The organism is Bacterioplanoides sp. (assembly GCF_965226395.1).
Taxonomy (GTDB): Bacteria; Pseudomonadota; Gammaproteobacteria; order Pseudomonadales; family Oceanobacteraceae; genus Bacterioplanoides.
Genome location: NZ_OZ245358.1, coordinates 2853514 through 2872566 on the forward strand (window position 1 = coordinate 2853514; position 19053 = coordinate 2872566).

General features: G+C 47.5%; 12 protein-coding genes. 3 read left to right on the plus strand and 9 right to left on the minus strand.

The features are described from left to right. Nucleotides 1-16: 16 nt before the first annotated feature. The 5 genes from ACO05E_RS13090 to ACO05E_RS13110 all read right to left on the minus strand — a co-directional run bounded on the left by ACO05E_RS13090 (nucleotide 17) and on the right by ACO05E_RS13110 (nucleotide 7412). Nucleotides 17-1201 (minus strand): hypothetical protein, encoded by a 1185-nt coding sequence (locus tag ACO05E_RS13090; RefSeq protein ID WP_419813385.1) that lies wholly within the window; start codon nucleotides 1199-1201, stop codon nucleotides 17-19. Between the two features lie 21 nt (nucleotides 1202-1222). Further along, on the minus strand, nucleotides 1223-1684 hold the full coding sequence (locus tag ACO05E_RS13095) for a hypothetical protein (protein WP_419813386.1): 462 nt from the start codon (nucleotides 1682-1684) through the stop codon (nucleotides 1223-1225). A gap of 9 nt (nucleotides 1685-1693) precedes the next feature. Then, nucleotides 1694-2656: an isopeptide-forming domain-containing fimbrial protein gene (locus ACO05E_RS13100; RefSeq protein WP_419813387.1), complete on the minus strand. Its 963-nt coding sequence runs from the start codon at nucleotides 2654-2656 to the stop codon at nucleotides 1694-1696. A gap of 11 nt (nucleotides 2657-2667) precedes the next feature. Next, nucleotides 2668-5793, minus strand: coding sequence for a hypothetical protein (locus tag ACO05E_RS13105; RefSeq protein WP_419813388.1), 3126 nt, complete (start codon nucleotides 5791-5793; stop codon nucleotides 2668-2670). A 497-nt stretch (nucleotides 5794-6290) separates the two neighbouring features. Further along, entirely contained in the window at nucleotides 6291-7412 is a 1122-nt protein-coding gene (locus ACO05E_RS13110; RefSeq protein ID WP_419813389.1) for a DcaP family trimeric outer membrane transporter, read from the minus strand. Nucleotides 7413-7596: 184 nt separating this feature from the next. Between ACO05E_RS13110 and acs the strand changes: the two genes are divergently transcribed. Next, nucleotides 7597-9546: an acetate--CoA ligase gene (gene acs / locus ACO05E_RS13115; RefSeq protein WP_419813390.1), complete on the plus strand. Its 1950-nt coding sequence runs from the start codon at nucleotides 7597-7599 to the stop codon at nucleotides 9544-9546. Between the two features lie 157 nt (nucleotides 9547-9703). On the opposite strand, the gene mqo is transcribed toward acs, so the two are convergent. The 4 genes from mqo to ACO05E_RS13135 all read right to left on the minus strand — a co-directional run bounded on the left by mqo (nucleotide 9704) and on the right by ACO05E_RS13135 (nucleotide 14719). Continuing rightward, nucleotides 9704-11191: a malate dehydrogenase (quinone) gene (gene mqo / locus ACO05E_RS13120; protein ID WP_419813391.1), complete on the minus strand. Its 1488-nt coding sequence runs from the start codon at nucleotides 11189-11191 to the stop codon at nucleotides 9704-9706. A 372-nt stretch (nucleotides 11192-11563) separates the two neighbouring features. Further along, complete coding sequence (locus tag ACO05E_RS13125) at nucleotides 11564-12079, minus strand: GNAT family N-acetyltransferase (protein ID WP_419813392.1); 516 nt, start codon at nucleotides 12077-12079, stop codon at nucleotides 11564-11566. Further along, nucleotides 12079-13923, minus strand: coding sequence for an ABC transporter ATP-binding protein (locus tag ACO05E_RS13130; protein WP_419813393.1), 1845 nt, complete (start codon nucleotides 13921-13923; stop codon nucleotides 12079-12081). The genes ACO05E_RS13125 and ACO05E_RS13130 overlap by 1 nt, the downstream gene beginning before the upstream one ends. Before the next feature lie 133 nt (nucleotides 13924-14056). After that, a complete protein-coding gene (locus tag ACO05E_RS13135) occupies nucleotides 14057-14719 on the minus strand; it encodes a leucine-rich repeat domain-containing protein (protein ID WP_419813394.1) in 663 nt (220 codons plus the stop codon). Between the two features lie 122 nt (nucleotides 14720-14841). Between ACO05E_RS13135 and ACO05E_RS13140 the strand changes: the two genes are divergently transcribed. Next, nucleotides 14842-15816, plus strand: coding sequence for a LysR family transcriptional regulator (locus ACO05E_RS13140; RefSeq protein WP_419813395.1), 975 nt, complete (start codon nucleotides 14842-14844; stop codon nucleotides 15814-15816). Between the two features lie 124 nt (nucleotides 15817-15940). Beyond that, nucleotides 15941-18961 (plus strand): TonB-dependent receptor domain-containing protein, encoded by a 3021-nt coding sequence (locus ACO05E_RS13145; protein WP_419813396.1) that lies wholly within the window; start codon nucleotides 15941-15943, stop codon nucleotides 18959-18961. Nucleotides 18962-19053: the final 92 nt, after the last annotated feature.

Consider the following 19053-nt stretch of genomic DNA (forward strand, 5'->3'; position numbering starts at 1 on the left):
CGATATTAAATCCGCTTTAATCAATGGTTACACGGAATTTAATAATGTTGGTCTCTTGTTCAGCGGCCGTGCCGCCATCCAGAGTGCCCAAACCTACCACGACTTCATTATTGCCAGCATCAAAGTTCAGGGTAGCGCCAGCTAACGCAGTGCTGCCGTCTGCCTGGAATGCCTGAATAGTGTTGGCAATAAATGTGGTATTGGCAGGAATCGGATCTGTGATAACAACATTACCTGCGTCGGCTGAACCGGTGTTTTTAATGGTAATGGTGTATTCCACAACAGCACCCGGAATGGCTTTGGCATCCGGATTTGCTGCTCCACCTGCAAGCGCGGTATTAATAGGGTCAGAAATAACAACGGATGTTTTAGTAAAGTTGCCATCATTCGGATTCGGGCCGCCATCACCATTGCCCAGATCTGGGAATGATGCTTTCAGCAGGTCCGCAGCAGTTTGTTGTGCATCGTTACCGGCATCTGCGAAAACAAAGGAGAAAATACGGCCGTTAGCTGTTGCTGTACCATTATGGCTGGTGACTTCGGTACGATCCGCTGTGCTGCCATCTGTTCTCAGGAAATCAACCGCCGATACTCGTGCTGTCAGATCAACACCGAATAAGTCTTCATCGCTACCCTGAACAGATGCGGCATTAGCAACGACATAAATAATCTGATCCGATGATAAATCTTTTGCCAGTTTTAATTCATTGTTCGCTAATCCGGAAAGTGCGGTATCGCTGCTATCCAGTCCACTGCTGTTGGTGCCATCTTCAATAAAAAAAGCAAAGTCGCTATCGCCATTTGCAGTGTTTTTATTGTTACCGGTTACTGCAGCAATAATTGCCTGATCATCGGTATTATTAGTAGCTGAAAATGTAAAATAAGAATCGGCGTTGCCGGTATTTTTTAATTTAAATTCGCCAATAACATAGTATTCAACACCACCTAAATCGATCAGGTCGCCGGCAGCGGTCGTGCTTGGTGTGTTATCGGTTCTTTCTAATGTGAGGTCGACTTTAGCATCAACTAACACATTATCGACTGCTGTTACCGGCGTTTGTGCCACTGTATTAACGTCATAGGTTAAGGTTGCAGTATTCTGAATGGTTACACCTGCCTCGGTATTATCGGCATAGGCATCTGCAACCGCTAAACTTAACGCACCGAAGACGACCGGTGCGACGAGATTTTTAAAATTCATCGTTATTGTCTCCTAGAGTTGTTATTTCACACGCACCTGAAATTCCACCGAACCACTTGCCTGAGGCGCTACTGCTTCAGGCAGCGTCCAGCGGATGTGGGTGATATCGTCAGCGCGGGCTTTGCTTTTTAAACCGTTTTTTTCAACGATTAATTCAGCTGAGCGGGCAAAGTTGTTGCCCGCGTCAACGGAATAAGTAATTTGGCTGCCAGTGCCTGCTGCACTGTTTGCCACATAAACAGTATTGTCCGGAACCGGGTTGTTGATGACGACGCCAGTTGCGTCCTGAGTGCCGGTGTTTTTATAAGAAATCCGGTAACCCACTTTGTCGCCGGGAACAACTTCTTCAACGGTTACCCATTCTTCAGAAACAGTTCCATCGTCATTGGTCTGAACAATAATTTTGTACGCTTCGGTTGTGAGGGTGACCTGAGCGGATGCCAGCATCGGCAGCATCAATAAGGTCAGAAAAAATAATCGCATGGTTATTCCTTATTTAATTTCGGCTGTTAATTGAATAGTGAAGGTGCTGCTTGAAACGATATTGCCAAGTTCAACCGTCACCAGGTTAGCGCTGACTTTGCTGTTATCCGCAGCGTCATCAGCATCAGTCTGGCCACTGTTATTTAATGACAGGCTATTCGGTGTGTAAGTCATATCCGCTGGGATTTCATCGGTAATAATCAGGTTGTTAACCGGGCCGGATGAGGTGTCCACCACAACACGGATGTTGTAGGTCACTTGAGTACCGGGAATATTGGTATTGCCGCCAAACGGGTCCAGGCTGCTTGCGACGGTTTTAGTGATGGTGACCGGATCAACACGCACACCGATACGGAACTGGGCATTGCGTGTCTGGCTGGCATTTTCGCCAACAACAGCATCGGCAGTCCCGGTACCTTGTCCGGCCAGTAATGTGCCTGGTGCAGCAGTACCGGCAACCACGCCGCTGGCTTCAGTAATGGAGGAAACGGTTAAGGCAAATATTGATAAATCATCAGCGCTGGCACTGGCAGGAATATCGGCTTTAATAATCAGGCCAACGGTTTCATCACGATCCAGAGTGATGGTGTCACCAGAGATACTGACTTCGTTGGTATCAATCACGCCGTTATTATTTAAATCGACAAAAATTGAAATATTCTCAGATGAAATATCGCCACTATTAACGTAACTCACCTTAAAAGTTTCAGTACCATTACCGGTATTTTGCACGGTGAAAGGCAGAGTCTGATTGGTATCTCCGGCTGTCACTGAACGTTGAGGGGATGAGGTACTTAACGCTACATCAATAACCTCCTGCACCTGCACGACAGCGGACGCAGAAACCGTACCGCCATCATAAGTCGCAACGGCGGTATTGGTAATATCGACACCGGCAGCGGTACCGGCGAAGGCTGTATTGCCCACCAATAATCCAGCCGTTATCAGAGCCGTTTTAAACAGGTTCTTCATAGGTGTTCTCCTTATTGAACCTTAACTTTGTATTGAATCCGGAATTCCGGCTGACTGCCTGCTGCAATATCAGCCGCTTTTAATTCGCCTTTGGGCATAAACCGGATATGAGTTACCTTACTGTCGTAGCCATTAGCATCCGGTACCGGGGTGTAAGTGAAGCCATCGGCGCCACCGTTTTGTGAAAATGCAAGGTCATCGTCTGTGGCTGACAAAGAGGAAAAGTTAAAGCTGATGCCACTGTCGTTTGGTGTTGTTCCCTGAATAAAGCTGACAGGGCTGGCATTGACAAAATCACCAACAAATAATGGCAGCCCGGCCGGTACTTCCTCGTCGATACTCAAGGTGTCACTATCCGGGCGACCAGCACCGGTATTGGTGATTTTTAATTGATAAACAACCTCGGAGCCGGGAATCGCTTTCGGATTGTCTGTGCCATTAATGGGATCATTTAGCACAAAAGAAGATTTAGTCAGACGGATATCCGGTAATATCTGACGGACTTCAAGAATCTGCTGTTGCTGATCTGTTACGGTATTTTCCAGGCCTTCTCTGGCTGTTACCGTTATGTTCCAGTCACCTGGGTTATCAATCAGTGCAGGAATAGGGTAGGCGTATTCGTAAGTTTTTTCGGCTGCCTGAGAATCCGCGACTTGTACCATGGCCGTTGCTGCCAGTATTTGTTCATCGGCGGCATCATGAATGCTGACAGCGGCTGAAGTAATATCAAAACTACCAAATGGGTCGCTCACCAACGCATTAATATAAACCGGACGGTTCAGGTTTGTATGGACAATTAACTGACGTGAATCATCGCTGAAGGGCTTGTCATAAAACTGAATATTTTCAATGTTAATGGTATTAACAACCGGAAGAATGACCTGTGACGTATCAAGATTGTTGGCAAAAAACAGGAATACATTATCCGTAATATTATTATTTTCCGGCACGTTCAGAAGGTTTTGAGACATCACTAATTGCAGAGTGCTGCCTGCCGGAATAGTTAAGGCATCCTGAGATGGTGCAGTTTGTTCATAAGGAATATGGTATTCATAAACGACGACATCATTATTTCTGGGGAAAACCCGGCCACGGGTAGCAGAAGCAATAACAGAGCCGTCTTCTTTTTCCAGACGAAAAGATAATTCATGATTACGGCGAATCTGTCCCAAAGAACCTTGTCGCCCGGCACGATGCTGTACTCTGAGTTTAACGACCACACCGCCAGCGGTTGGCGATAATAATAAATCCTGTTGTAACACCGGTGTGATATTCCAGCGATATTCAGTACTTCTGGCCATTGCCAGCTCGCCCAATGCACTATCGCCTGAAGGCGGAAGGCGAGACATCAGATTGCTTTTATATAGATAAAGCGGCTTGTTGCCTGTTTCAGTGACCAGAAATCGTTCGCTGACGGTTAATGTCGGTGCTGTAATTACCTGCTCACTGGAATCACGCTTTAAAATGGCGCTATTTTCAATCAGAGTTCCGGCCGGAATATCATCTCTGATAACCACATCGACAATAACCCTTGCGGTAGTTGCTGCTGCCAGAGTAATGTTGGATACCGTCAGGCGTGGGAGTTGATTGTTATTAGAGCGGGTACTTCCATTCGGGCGGCGTACCACCGCAATTTCCCGATATAAATCCGGAAAGGTGTCTTCCAGTATTAAATTATCAACCGCTTTACCTGAGGCTTCGCGGATTGTGAAGGTGTATCTCAGTACGTCGCCAGCTTCAACATTGCCACCATTTAAATCGAGGACGCTTTTCTGAGACTGGCTCAGATCAATATCATCAATCCGAATGTTTGTATTGGCTGAATTGTTTGCCTGAATATTATCAAACTGAGCATTCGTTATTGAAACGGCAAACGTGTTATCACCGGAAGGCGTTGCCTGGCCGGTATCCAGAATAATTTGTAATGCAGTGCTTTGCTGATCATTGTTAATAACTGGAGCATAGACGCACAGAACTTCATTGCTGGCAGTGTTGCATTGCCAGTTATCACCTGAGAAAGAATTTAAGCGGGTATCGGCAGGTAACGGAAAACGAATTTCTGTATTGGCCTGGCTGTTATTCGGGCCGTTATTATTAATGCTCAGATCAATGCTGGCTGTGCTGTTTTTAAATGCCGAGCTGCCGGATAATGTTGCGAAGGAAAGGTCGGCCACTTCTGTATTAGGAACACTGATAATTTCTGCTGATAGTAAAACTAGGTCACCGCCAGATGAGTAGGTTGTACTGACGGATGTTGCACCGGCGGAAAGAAAACGGCCAATTTCATACACGTCAATATCGACGCCACTGGTATTTCTCGGAGAATTTGCCAGCGTGTTTCTGGTAACCGAGTTGAATTGGTTATTCGCCGGGTTGTCGTTACCGTGCGACAACACATTATTATTAAACGTTAATGTTTCTGAAAAAGCGCCAAGGTTAGTGGAGTTCGCCTGATCTCCTTCCCAGGTAATGTGGGCATGTTTGCCGCCGTTGTTTGGGTTACCAATAACAAAGTTATTGGGCACCAGAGTGATGCTTTGACCGCGAAAACTCTGGAATCCATCGAATATATTAATAACACGTAATGGCTCAGCCGCATTTTCATAAACAATAACCAATGCCCAGCCGCCGTAAGCCGCCTGGCGTTGGCAGTACAGCCCTGTTCCATCAAAGCTGAGGTCACTGACGCTGTAGCTGCGGCTTGTTGCATTGGAGACCAATGAGGTGACATCGGCCTTCGCGCTGAAGAAATCAAATGACTCAGCGCCATTAACAAAGGTTTCGGTGTAGGTGACGGAAGCGGTAACCGGAGTGCCGGAAAATGTAACGGCTGAATCAACGGTAGTGCCGGAACCGGACCAATACAGAGACGCTTTTTGGATAACACTGTTAGCCGGTAAGCGGATGGTTGCTGTTGAACTATTGAGTACCGAGCACTCGTCGTTCTCATCCCGTAAGCTGTTTCCGGTGGTTTCAAACGATAAATTACCGGCAAAACTTTCTCGTAACAGGATGTCTTCACGGGCATGCAGAGACATTGATATCAGTAATAAACAGGCAGCAGCGCAGACAAGACGCTTGGACTGCGTCAGCGCTGTCGATACGACCTTGTTGCTGATAACACTGACTATCGCCACCTGATAAATATCCTGTACTATCGTTTTATTTTTAGCGTTTGTTATAAAAATGTTGTAGAACGTAACTTGTGATAGTAAGTAGATGGCATTAGTCAGTCAATCTAACGTCAGTTCTTTAATCTTAGTTGATGGCTTTTGTAAGTTATTGATTTTAAGTATCTATTTAAATTGGTGCGCAGAGGGTAATAAAACTGCGTCAGACGGGAAGTTGGTTCGATAATGGCAACGACAAAGCGGGTCAGGTGGGATTTTTCTATAGAAATGTGACCAAATTTGTCACTGGAGTGCCACAGAATGTCATGATTAAAAGATATGTTAAATTCTGTAAGAAATGTTGTCGGGGTGTAAATTTGGAAGATTTTACTCTGCTGTAACCTGAGATTTTCAGGATTTTTGTGATGGTATTTTGTCGTCCTTAACCAGCTTAAAACAAAAACAGCGGCCGGAGCCGCTGTTTATTAACGCCTGAAGACGTTTCAGAAGTTGTTGCCGTTGCTTCAGAAGGTATATTTAGTGGTGAAATGAACCCGGGTCAGGTCGCCTTCCACCCCGGTATCCAGCTCATGAGTGGCTTGGGTTAGCTCAACACCATAAGTCAGCTCTTTGGCCGGAGAGTACATCAGGTTCAGACGAACACTGCTGGCCGATTCGGTATCACTCACATTATCGGCATCGTAGTCAGCGTCTAGCAGGGAATACGCAAGGGTACTGCGTACCTGAGGACTCCAGAAATGACGGTAGGCAACAAAGGCGGCCGTTACATCGGTAGCTTCCAGATCACCATCGGTTAACACGGCATCGGCGGCGGCAGCCAGGCCAACGTATCGTCCGATATTACCCTGGTTAACAGCAAATTTAAGATCGTCAGCACCCAAAGCAATTTTGCCTGAGAAGCTGATACCAAAACCGGCTGTGCTTTCATCAAGGTCGTTTTCGGTATCCTGAATCGACAACTGACGAGCGATGGCAGCCACGCTGAAGGCATGCTTACCGGTGCTCATATTATAGCGAGCCACGATGTCAGGCAGTGTGTTGTCGTCGGTTGTTTCGACCTTGTCGTTAACCACAACGGTGGTTTCCGGGTTCTCTAAAGAAAACTGGAAGTTATTGTGGGTGTAACGAATCTGAGATTGACGGTTAAATACGGTACCGTCACTAACACCAAGAAAATCCACGGTTTCTGGTAGCGCTCCGACATTCATAAAGGTCGACCAGGTCTGACCAAAGGTCCAGTTGCCGGTTTTAATAAATGCATGGCGCAAACGTGGGTTGTAGGAGTTAGATACCACCTCATTGCCGCCCGGAGAGGTCAGAAAGTCCATCTCAACAAATGTGGTAACCGTTTCACCATTATCTAATTCGGTAACGGTTTTAAAATTAAAGCGCGAAGACTTCGCATTAAAATCAACGCTGTTGCTGCTTTCGCCTTCGTTATTGGTTGGAATCTGAGATGGAATATAAAAATCACGCAAACCATTATTGGATGCCAGATCTCCGTCTGAATATTCGCTGAACATAGCATCCAGTTTGATATAACCACCGTAAGAAAAATCGATATTGGCTGCATTAACTGCCATCGGCAGGGCAGCGCTCAGCAGCAGGATAGGGGTCTTGCGCATTGTTGCTCTCTGTTGTCGTTTGTCACAGGACATTAGCCTGACGTTTTGTCCGGGATAATGTGTCTGTACTAATACTAGACCATTGTTTAATGTTGTAAGGATTAAAGGATGATCTACATCAATAACAACAATAACGACAGCAGTGTGTTTTTAAGCACGACTGCAACCGACAGGGGACGATGCCATGAGTGCACAACATGTCTATCCGGTAAAACCCGGGTACGCCGATTCAGCCTGGATCAATAACGAAACCTACCAGCAAATGTATCAGCAATCGGTGCTGAATCCAGACAGTTTCTGGCGTGAGCAAGCCACACAACGGATTGACTGGATGCAACCTTTTACCCAGGTCCGTAACGTATCGTTTGACAATCACAATGTGGATATCCGCTGGTTTGAAGACGGCACTCTCAATGCCTCAGTCAACTGCCTTGATCGTCACTTGCCACAACGTGGTGATCAGACCGCCATTATCTGGGAAGGCGATGAGCCGGATCAGGATAAACACATCACCTATAACGAGCTGCATGAACAGGTTTGCCGTTTTGCTAACGCCCTGAAGGGCCAGGGAATACAGCGCGGTGATGTGGTGTGTATTTATATGCCGATGGTGCCGGAAGCGGCCGTTGCTATGTTGGCTTGTGCCCGAATTGGTGCCATTCATTCGGTGGTTTTTGGCGGCTTTTCTCCGGATGCCTTGGCCGGACGAATTCAGGATAGCCATGCCAAGCTGGTGATTACTGCCGATGAAGGGGTTCGTGGTGGCCGTGTTGTGCCATTAAAAGCCAACGTCGATGAGGCGTTAACCAACCCGGTGGTTAGTAGTCAGATAAAGGTGATTGTGGTGAAGCGTACTGCGGCGGATGTGGCGTGGCATGCTGAGCGGGATGTCTGGTATGAGGATCTGGTGGCCATGGCATCGCCCGATTGTCCGGCGGAAGAAATGAACGCCGAAGACCCTCTGTTTATTCTCTACACCTCCGGCTCCACCGGTAAACCCAAAGGGGTGGTTCATACCACTGGTGGCTATATGGTGTGGGCATCCATTACCCATCAATATGTGTTTGATTACCACGATGGTGATGTGTACTGGTGTACCGCCGACGTGGGCTGGATTACCGGCCATACCTATCTGCTGTATGGGCCGCTGGCGAATGGGGCAATCACACTGATGTGTGAAGGAGTACCCAATTATCCGTCTGTTAATCGGGTGTCACAGATTATCGATAAGCATCAGGTGAATGTGCTTTATACCGCGCCCACAGCCATTCGTTCTCTGATGGCGGAAGGCGCTGCGGCCATCGAATCAACGCATCGTGAATCGCTGCGCTTACTGGGCTCGGTGGGAGAGCCGATCAACCCGGAAGCCTGGGAGTGGTATTACCGCACCGTCGGAGAAGAGCGCTGTCCGGTAGTGGATACCTGGTGGCAAACCGAAACCGGCGGCATCATGATTACGCCATTGCCTGGGGCAACGGATATGAAGCCGGGGTCGGCCACGCGCCCGTTTTTTGGTGTGCAGCCAGCCTTAGTGGATGGTGCTGGTCAGTTACTGGATGGTGCCGCTGAAGGCAATCTGGTGATGGTCGATAGCTGGCCGGGTCAATCCCGTACGGTATACGGCGACCATGAACGCTTTGTGCAAACCTACTTCTCGACCTTTCGTGGTATGTATTTTACCGGTGATGGTGCCCGCCGTGATGAAGACGGTTATTACTGGATTACCGGTCGGGTGGATGATGTCATCAATGTTTCCGGCCACCGTATGGGCACCGCCGAAGTTGAAAGTGCGCTGGTGTCTCATCATAAGGTGGCTGAAGCGGCAGTGGTGGGATACCCGCATGAAATTAAAGGTCAGGGTATCTATGTGTATGTCACGTTAAATGCCGGTGAACAGGCTTCGGAGGCTTTGGCTCAGGAGCTACGCCAATGGGTGCGACAGGAAATAGGCCCGCTGGCGACTCCGGACCTGGTTCAGATCACCACCGGCTTGCCGAAAACCCGCTCGGGTAAAATTATGCGTCGTATCTTGCGTAAAATTGCGGCCAATGAGCACGATGCCCTAGGTGATACATCCACATTAGCGGATCCGTCGGTGGTCGATATGCTGATTGAGGATCGATTAAATCGTTAAGGCAAAAAGAGAGTCGCTAGTAGGGAGTGCAGAGAGCGCTAATAGGAGAGGAAGGAATGGTAAATCGCATCTTATATTAAGATGCGATTTACTTTTTAGCCTGCACTTTTAGCCTTCAATAGGGAAGTAACAGGCTATAAGAAAACCGGAAAGAAAATCAGCCCAGCTTTAGTGTGCTTAGCGTCTTGGTGCGAACTTCGGCCAACAGCTCACCGTTTTCAACCAGAGACTGGCCATAGGATGGGATCAGTTTCTTCAACTCTTCGCCCCAGCCTTGCTCCATTTTTTCGGCAAAGCAGGTTTCCAGAACTTCAATCATGGCTTGTGCCGCCACCGATGCACCCGGTGACGCACCTAATAAAGCGGCAATGGAGCCATCTTTACAAGCAACCAGCTCGGTACCAAATTCCAGCTTACCTTTACCTTCGGCATCTTTTTTGATGATCTGCACTCGCTGGCCTGCTTGTGCCAGTGTCCAGTCTTCATCTTTACAGGATGGGAAGTAATCGCGCAGCGAAGCAACACGCTCACCGTGAGACTGACGCACTTCGTTGATCAGGTACTTGGTCAGATCCATGTTATTGATGCCAACCGACATCATTGGCAGCAGGTTGCTTGGGCTGACAGACTTTAACAGATCCAGCTTCGAGCCCTTCTTCAAAAAGCGCATGGTGAAGCCGGCAAATGGGCCAAATAACAGGGCCGGTTCGCCGTTAATAATACGAGTATCCAGATGAGGTACTGACATCGGCGGCGCACCAATAGCGGCTTTACCGTATACCTTGGCGTGGTGCTGTTTGACGATTTCCGGATCTTTACACACCAGCCACTGGCCGCTCACCGGGAAACCACCATAACCATCGGCTTCCGGAATGCCAGATGCCTGCAGCAGTGGTAAAGCACCACCACCGGCGCCCAGGAATACAAACTTAGCTTCAATTTCGCGACAAGGGCCACCGCTACGATCTTCCAGTTCCACGTGCCAGCCCAGACCTTCATCATCGGAGCCAAGCTTTTTAAAGCTGTCGACTTCGTGGTTAAGAATCAGCTCGAAGTTCTCAGACTGTTTCAGTTGCTCAACCAGATTGCGGGTCAGTGAACCAAAATCAACGTCAGAACCATAGTGTACGCGGGTAGCGGCTACTTTCTCGGATGGGTCACGACCTTCCATCACCAGTGGCATCCACTCACTTAATACCGCTGGATCATCGCTGAATTCCATGTCTTTAAATAAGTGGTGGGCACTCAGTTTTTCAAAGCGTTCGCGCAGGAAAGCAACATTATCTTCACCCCAAACAAAACTCAGGTGAGGCGTGGTATTGATAAAGTTAGAAGGCTCCGGCAGGCCGCCATCGCCAACCAGAGTTGTCCACAGCTGCAATGAGATTTCAAAGTTGGCGTTAATGGTTAAAGCACGATTGATTTCAACGCCGTTGTCACCCTGCGGGGTGTAGTTCAGTTCACAATATCCGGCGTGGCCGGTACCGGCATTATTCCAGCCATCAGTACTTTCATGGGCAACATGATCAAGACGTTCGACCATAGCCATGGTCAGAGATGGATCCAGGCGCTTCAGTAACGTACCTAATGTGGCACTCATGACGCCGCCACCAACGAGGAGGACATCGACTTGTTGAATCGTCATAGGGGTTTGCCTTTAACTAAAATCAAAATTCTGGTGCATTTTGTGTTCGTCTCACCGGGGGCTTGTGGCCAGTTAATAGCGTGAGTACGAGAAGTCGGGGTGCTGTCTTAACACCGTCGCGCTTCGCCAGCCTGCTTATCTGATAATAGCTGGCTGCTGCAATTTCTGCTGTTGGCTTAAATCAACAGCTTATAGGATGCGCGTTGTGCGGCTGTTACGAATAACGTACAACGCTGAAACCGGGCTGACTTTGCAGTAATTTCAGGGCGCGCATTCTAAGAAAAAAGCCCGAGTTGGTCAATTGGATGTGGTGTTCTAAGTGGCCTTTGGCGACAAACTTTGGCGCTAAAATGATGTTTTTATTAATGAGGCTTAATCCAGAAACTTTTGCCAGAACATGGCTTTGCCCATGGCGGGGTCTAGTTCATAGCCAGCAAAGCCCGAACGCCGGTAACTCTCTTGAGCTGCGCCGTTACCTTCCAGTACTTCCAGAGTCAGTTTGCAGCAGCCACGCTCACGAGCAACGGATTCAACGGTTTGCATCATCTTTTGGGCAATTCCCTGACCACGAAAGCCGTCACGCACAATCACATCGTGAATATTGATCAGTGGCTGGCATTTAAATGTCGAAAACCCCGGAAAGGTATTGATCAGACCCACCGCCTGACCATGGTGTAATGCCAATACTGTCAGGGCATTAGGCACCGCTGACATTTTCAGCGCCAGTGTATCGGTAATCTGTTGTGGCAGTGCTTCTCCGCCGCCCATCGGGTCGCAGGCATAATGGTTCATTAACTCGCCAATCATCTGCTGATGAAGCGGGTTGTGATAATCAGCAATGACTATGTCGGCACCGACTATATCAGCACCGGTATAAGTATTCGTCATCATTCTTCTCCGATAAATCCGCCGGTCTGATGGGCCCATAACTGGGCATAAATGCCTTTTTGCTGTAATAGCTCCTGGTGCGTACCTTGTTCAACGATGCGGCCCTGATCCATCACAATCAGACGATCCATTGCAGCAATGGTCGACAAGCGATGCGCAATGGCAATCACGGTTTTGTTTTCCATCAGGCGGTACAGACTTTTCTGAATCGCCGCTTCTACTTCCGAGTCCAGGGCTGAGGTAGCTTCATCCAAAATCAGGATGGGCGCATCTTTTAATAACACCCGGGCAATGGCAATACGCTGACGCTGACCGCCCGACAATTTAACGCCGCGTTCGCCGACCTGAGCATCCAGCCCGCTATTGCCCAGTGGGTCGGTCAGCTCACGAATAAAGTCAGCCGCTTCCGCTTGCTCAATGGCCTGCCATAACTGGGCTTCGGTTGCATCCGGGTTGCCGTACAGAATATTGTCGCGCACCGAGCGGTGCAGCAAGGAGGTATCCTGAGTCACCATGCCAATATTGGCGCGCAGGCTGTCCTGGGTAACCTGACTAATATTCTGACCATCAATCAATACTTCGCCGGCATCAATGTCGTAAAAGCGCAATAACAGATTAACCAGAGTGGATTTACCCGCCCCGGAACGACCCACCAAACCCACTTTTTCACCGGGTTTGATATGCAGGTTTAATTCATCAAACACTTGTTTATGCTGTGAATCATCCTTGCCCTGATAATAAAAACTCAGGTCTTTCAGCTCAATCGAGCCCTGGGTTACCTGCAGGGTTTTGGCGTTTTCCACATCTTTGACTTGTTGTGGTTGTGACAGCGTATTCATACCATCGGCAACGGTACCCAGATTTTCAAACAGTGCACCGACTTCCCACATGATCCATTGCGCCATGCCGTTAATCCGTAAGGCCAGGCTGATGGCAATCGCAATCGCACCCACACTGATGGCACTGTCCGACCAGAGCCAGATGGAGATTGCGCCGACGGCAAACGCCAGTAAGTAATTAATAAAGTTAACCGTGAAGTTCAGGCCGGTTGCCAAACGCATCTGCTGATACACGGTATCCATAAAACCCTGCATGCTGTCGCGGGCGTAATCGGATTCGCGCTGAGTGTGGGAGAACAACTTAACGGTTTGAATATTGGTATAAGAATCGACAATGCGGCCGGTCATGTCAGAACGGGCATCCGCTTGTTTGGTTGCTACTTGTTTCAGGCGCGGCACAAAAAACATCTGCGTCAGGATATATAAACCCAGCCAGACAATCATCGGAATCATCAGGCGGATATCAGCATTGGCGACCACCACCAGAACCGAGCCGAAATACACCAGAATGTAAACCATCACATCCAGCAGTTTCATCACGGTTTCGCGCACCGAAAGAGCCGTCTGCATCACCTTAGTCGCCAGGCGACCGGCAAAATCATTCTGATAAAAGCTGACACTTTGATTCAGCAGGTAGCGATGTCCCAGCCAGCGAATTTTCATCGGATAGTTGCCCATCAGTGCCTGATGCACCAGCAGGGCGTGTAGTAATACCACCACCGGCAGCGCAATCAGCACCAGTAACGACATCCACAGCAATTGGCTGCCTTCGGAGGAAAACAGGGTCTCCGGATCTTTGTCCACCAACCAGTCAACCAGCTGGCCCATAAAACTGAACAGCGAGACTTCAAGAATGGCCAGTAATGCGGTCAGCAATGACATGGTCAGCAGCGACAGCTCCATGCCTTGTGTGTAATGTCGGCAAAACGCATACAGGCCTTTAGGCGGCTGTTCAGGTGCTTGCGGAGGAAAAGGTTGAGTCAGATTTTCAAAAAAGCGAAACATAAGCCAATGTGTGGTTCGTCCATGACAAGGGGGATGACACGGTAACGGAGAAGACTCTCAATTGTAAGCGACAATTGGCGGTGCTGCTTGTTTTTGTTTTTACGCGTTGTTTTTTACGTTGGCTTTTATGCGTTTATAGCCGGAAAGACTCCATCGTCTGCGGCAGGCTATTGGGAATGGGTGCTGGATTATTGTGTGCCACCAGATAACGCAGTTGCGTGACGGCTAGTGCTTCCAGAGATGGTAACTGGTTGTGGTTGATATACAGCTTATGCAGCTGAGTCAATTTTTCGATGCCAGCCAAACTATTGATCTGATTATGGCTGATGGCCAGCTCGCGCAATTGCTGCAGGTTCTCCAGCTCGCTGAATGACATCAACTGATTATGGCTGAGCGACAGTGTATGAATCTGAGTCAGATGATTTAACGCGCTCAGGTTTTGAATGGCGTTATTGCCTAAATTTAACACTCGCAGTTGAGTGAACTGTTCCAGCCCGGTTAATTCCTGAATACCGGCATGCTGGCATTTCAGAATCTGCAGCTGTTGGGTGTAACGAATGTTGGTCTGGCGGATACAGTTCTGTAAGGCATCGTCTGTAATGGCTTGAAGTTGAACGGCGGACAAGGTGTTGCCCGGCGGAGAACCTGGCTGCTGATTATCGGCCGAAGTATCCGTATTGTTGCTATCAGTTTCACTGGCGCTGCTTTCACCGTCACTGTTTCCGCCACCGCTACAGGCACTAATAAACAGAGCAAAAAGCGCAATCGCCATGAGTTTGCAATAAGAATACTGCATAATGATTAACCAATTTATTATTTTTGTACTTTCGTACACATTAACACAGCAGTTGCGGTAAGCCCAGCCTCAGGAGAAACTGATCGTCTGGCACTGGGTGCGTTCAGGAACAGAAGTACAACATGCTCGATATAAATCAGTTAAAAGTTTTTATTCAGGTGGTGGATGAAGGCAGTTTTACCGCCGCTGGTAAAACGCTTGGGATGCCAAAATCGCGAGTCAGTCGTATGGTCTCTGATCTCGAAGCCAGCCTGGGATCACGTTTGTTGCAGCGCAGTACCCGTCAGTTGAGCTTAACCGAAGTGGGTAACGAATATTACAGCCGTTGTCGCCACCTGATTCATGAAATCACCGAAGCACATCGTTTGATCTCCGATCGTGAGCATAACCCCCACGGAGTGTTACGGCTGGTGGTTCCGGTGATGGTGGCCAGTGGCTCGATGGGGCACTTCCTGACCAAATTCCAGAACGTGTATCCGGACGTTCGTATCGAAGTGGTGCATACCGACCGCCCGGTCAACATGATTCAGGAGGGTTATGACCTGGGGATTTTTGTTGGGGATTTGCCGGACTCATCATTAATTGCCCGCACCCTGACAGAGTCGGATTCTATTTTATGTGCCAGCCCGGCTTATCTGAAAGAGTACGGCCAGCCACAGCATCCACAAGATCTGAAAAATCTACGCTGCGTTAAATTGGGTGACGGTATTCAGCCGGAGACGTATCAAATGATTCACTCCGAAACCGGAGAAGAAATATCGATTGCGGTGGAACCCAATATCACCACTAACCTGATGGAGGCAAACCTACACAGCATGATTAAAGGAGCAGGTATTGGTCGGATTCCTTATCTGATGGCCGGTGATGCTGTGTTATCGGGGCAGCTGATTCCTATTTTTAATGACTGGCAATTACGCCCGGAGCGTGTTTCTGTTGCTTACCCGTCACGCCAGTACCTGCCCAAAAAAGTTCGCAGCTTTGTCGACTTTATCGTCTCAGAAGTTGAAGAATTAAATCGTTTAATTGACGCCTTACCTACCACAGAAGAGCAGCTCTCAGCTGTGAATAAACTGCTGAGCCAAACTGACGAAACCTGATGATTCTTTAAACTTAGGTTTTTTGTAATCCAACTGTCATCTTTCAAAAACATACTGCCCCGCATTAACGCGTGGGCAGTTTTTGCCTGCCTAATATTCTTGTATTCCTGTTTTAGGGGGCGAAATGAAACCGAATCGACTGTGGCTTGCAATCGCATCGTCTGTGATGGCATCTCAGCTTATGGCTGGAGAAGCCGTTTTTTATGTGACCGAGGATGGCGAAGCTGTTCGTGACCTGACCGTTGCGGTAGATGGTAAAAAGAAACTGGTGGGTAAATCCGGCTTTGTTTCTTTTGATGTGCCAGCCGGTAGTCATACGGTTGAGTTATCTCAGTTTGGCGAATATCTGGGTGAATTTGATTTTGATACCGCGAACGACGAGCAAAATGCCGAAATTCAGGTAGAAATGATTGGTGGTGAAGCACTGCCAGAAATTAATGTATTTACTCCAGGTCAGGAAGCCGAAGTCGCACTGGGTCAGATTTCCGGTTATTTAGAATCTGCCGATACTGGTGGCCCGATCTCCGGTGCACGCGTATCCGTTGATGGTACTGAACAGGGTGTTGTTACTGATGAAGATGGTTTCTTCAGTTTTGAATTACCGCGTGGTGAATACAATTTATTAATTGCCGATCCGAATTACGGCAAGCGCGATGTAAATGGCATTCGTGTCATGGGGAATGTTAATACCGGCGTTAACCTGAATATGAGTCTGGAAGGTGACGGCGTTATTGAAGAAGTGGTTGCAGTAGGAACCTATGTACCTTCAACCGGTGCTGCTCAGGAGCGTGATTCTTCGGCGGTATTGGATTCAATTGGTTCTGAACAATTTTCACGCTTCGGTGATTCAGATGCCGCATCGGCTCTGAAACGTGTTGCTGGTGTAACCATTTCTAATGGCAAGTATGTTGTCGTGCGTGGTCTGAACGAACGTCACTCGACCATTACTTTAAATGGAGCAACTCTGCCATCTCCGGATCCGGCTCGTCGTGTTGTACCGCTGGATATTTTCCCATCGACCATTATTGATGGAATTGCGGTTCAGAAAAACTTCACTCCGGATGTTTATGCCGATTCAACCGGTGGTGTTATTAAACTGACGACTAAAAAATTCCCGGAAGAATTTGAAGGTAAATTTTCAGCATCATTAACATATGTTGATGATCTGACCGGTGAAGACCGCCAGGTTCAGGAATCTGAGCCATTTGATGCTCTGGGTTTTGGTGCTGAATGGGATCGTCGTTTACCTAAATATATTGATGATATTGAAGGAAGCTTAAACGACGGTACAGCCAGTGATCTGGAATCACAAGCAGCGTTACGTTTGTTACCTGATAACCTGGAAACGAAAGAAAAACGTGTTTTACCTAATGGCTCTTTAGAGTTATCTCTGGGTGACACTATTTATGACGGTGATTCTCTGACTCTGGGTTATACCACTTCATTGCGTTATGAAAACTCATGGTCGCGTCAGGATCGTAAGAGAAATACCTACCGTTCAACCGGTTCTGAAATCATTCAGGATGATTCATTTGAAGATGAACGTACTATCAATGACATCACTCTGGGTTGGGGCGCGTCACTGGGTTTAATCTCTGGTGATAATGAATACAGCAGTAACACTCTGGTGTTACGCCAGACTCAGAATGACACAACCGTTACTACAGGTGTGGGTGGTGACCAGGATCGCGAATTAAATCGTTATCGTTTGCTGTGGATTGAGCGTGAATTCCTGATGCAGCAATTCACTGGTAAACATTACTTTGATAACTTCTTCGAGACGGAACTTAACTGGCAGGCTTCTGTTTCTCAGGCAAAACTGGATCAGCCTGATGAGCGGGAATACAGCTTTGAGCGTAATGCAGAATCGTCAGATCCGTTCCTGTTATTCCTGAGTACCACTGGACGTACCTACAACGAACTGACAGATGACAATACCGATTTCAATATTGATTTGTCTTCCCTGTTATATACCTCTGACTCAATGGATCTGAGCCTGAAATATGGTGTTGGTTATTTCTCACGTGAACGTGAAGCAGAAGGAACCCGCCTGACTTACCGTACTGGTAGCCGTACTGCAGCAGATTATCCGAATAACTTTAATCCGGATGAAATTCTGGAAGGCCTGGCTGATTCCGGAGAGTTATCTTTATCAAGTAACAGCACTCCAGCAGATGATTACGATGCTGAGTGGAATATGCTGACTTATTATCTGACTTCCGCTATTAACTGGTTTGATATTGCTAATGTCGAGTTTGGTTTACGAGTTGAAGATTCTGATCTCACCGTGGATACATTTACTCAAACGTCAACTACTGCAAATCCAGAGCCGGTTTCTTCTGAGCTTGATGAAAGTGATGTGTTCCCGGCAGTCAGCTCTACTTTCTTTATTAACGAAGATATGCAGTTGCGTGCGGCTTATTATGAAACAAAAAACCGTCCTGATTTCCGTGAATTAGCGAATGCTCAGTTTACCGAAGTTGAAACAGGTGATTTGTTCCGTGGTAATCCAGATCTGGAAACATCGGATATCGATAATATTGATTTACGCTTTGAATATTACTTCTCCGATAGTGAAAACGTAACGCTTGCCTACTTTATGAAAGACTTTGATAACCCGATTGAGCGTACCTTGCTTCAGGGTGGTGCGGTTTATTCTTACGCGAACGGCGAAGAAGGTGAGTTGTCTGGTTTCGAAATTGACTTCCGTAAGGAATTCGAAATGGCTGGCGGTGATCTGAATAGCTTTGTTTCAGGTAACCTGGCATTTATTGATTCAGATGTGGAAATTTCAGTAGAAGGTGAAGCACCGAGAAGTCAGCGTATGCAAGGCCAGCCCGATGAATTGGCAAACCTGCAGCTGGGTTTAGATGACTTTGAAAATGGCACTGAATACACACTGGTTGTTAATTATCAGGGCGACTCTATTGATTCGGTTGGCTCCGGTGATCTGCCAAATATTATTAAAGAACCACGCTCTGAAATTAACCTGAGTGTTAAACAAGAGATTTTTGAAAGCTCTAAAGTCAGCTTTAGCCTGGATAATATTACCGATGAAAAGGTGGAATTAACTCAGGGTGGTCAAAACTTCCGAAGCTATAAAGAAGGCGTTGAGTTTTCTTTAGGTTTCAGTACGGAATTCTGATTTAAATAAGATTAAATTCAGGCAGTTTCCGTCTGAATTTAATCTAACTGTCATCTCTTAATTTTAAAATTAATTAAATTATTAAAGATTTT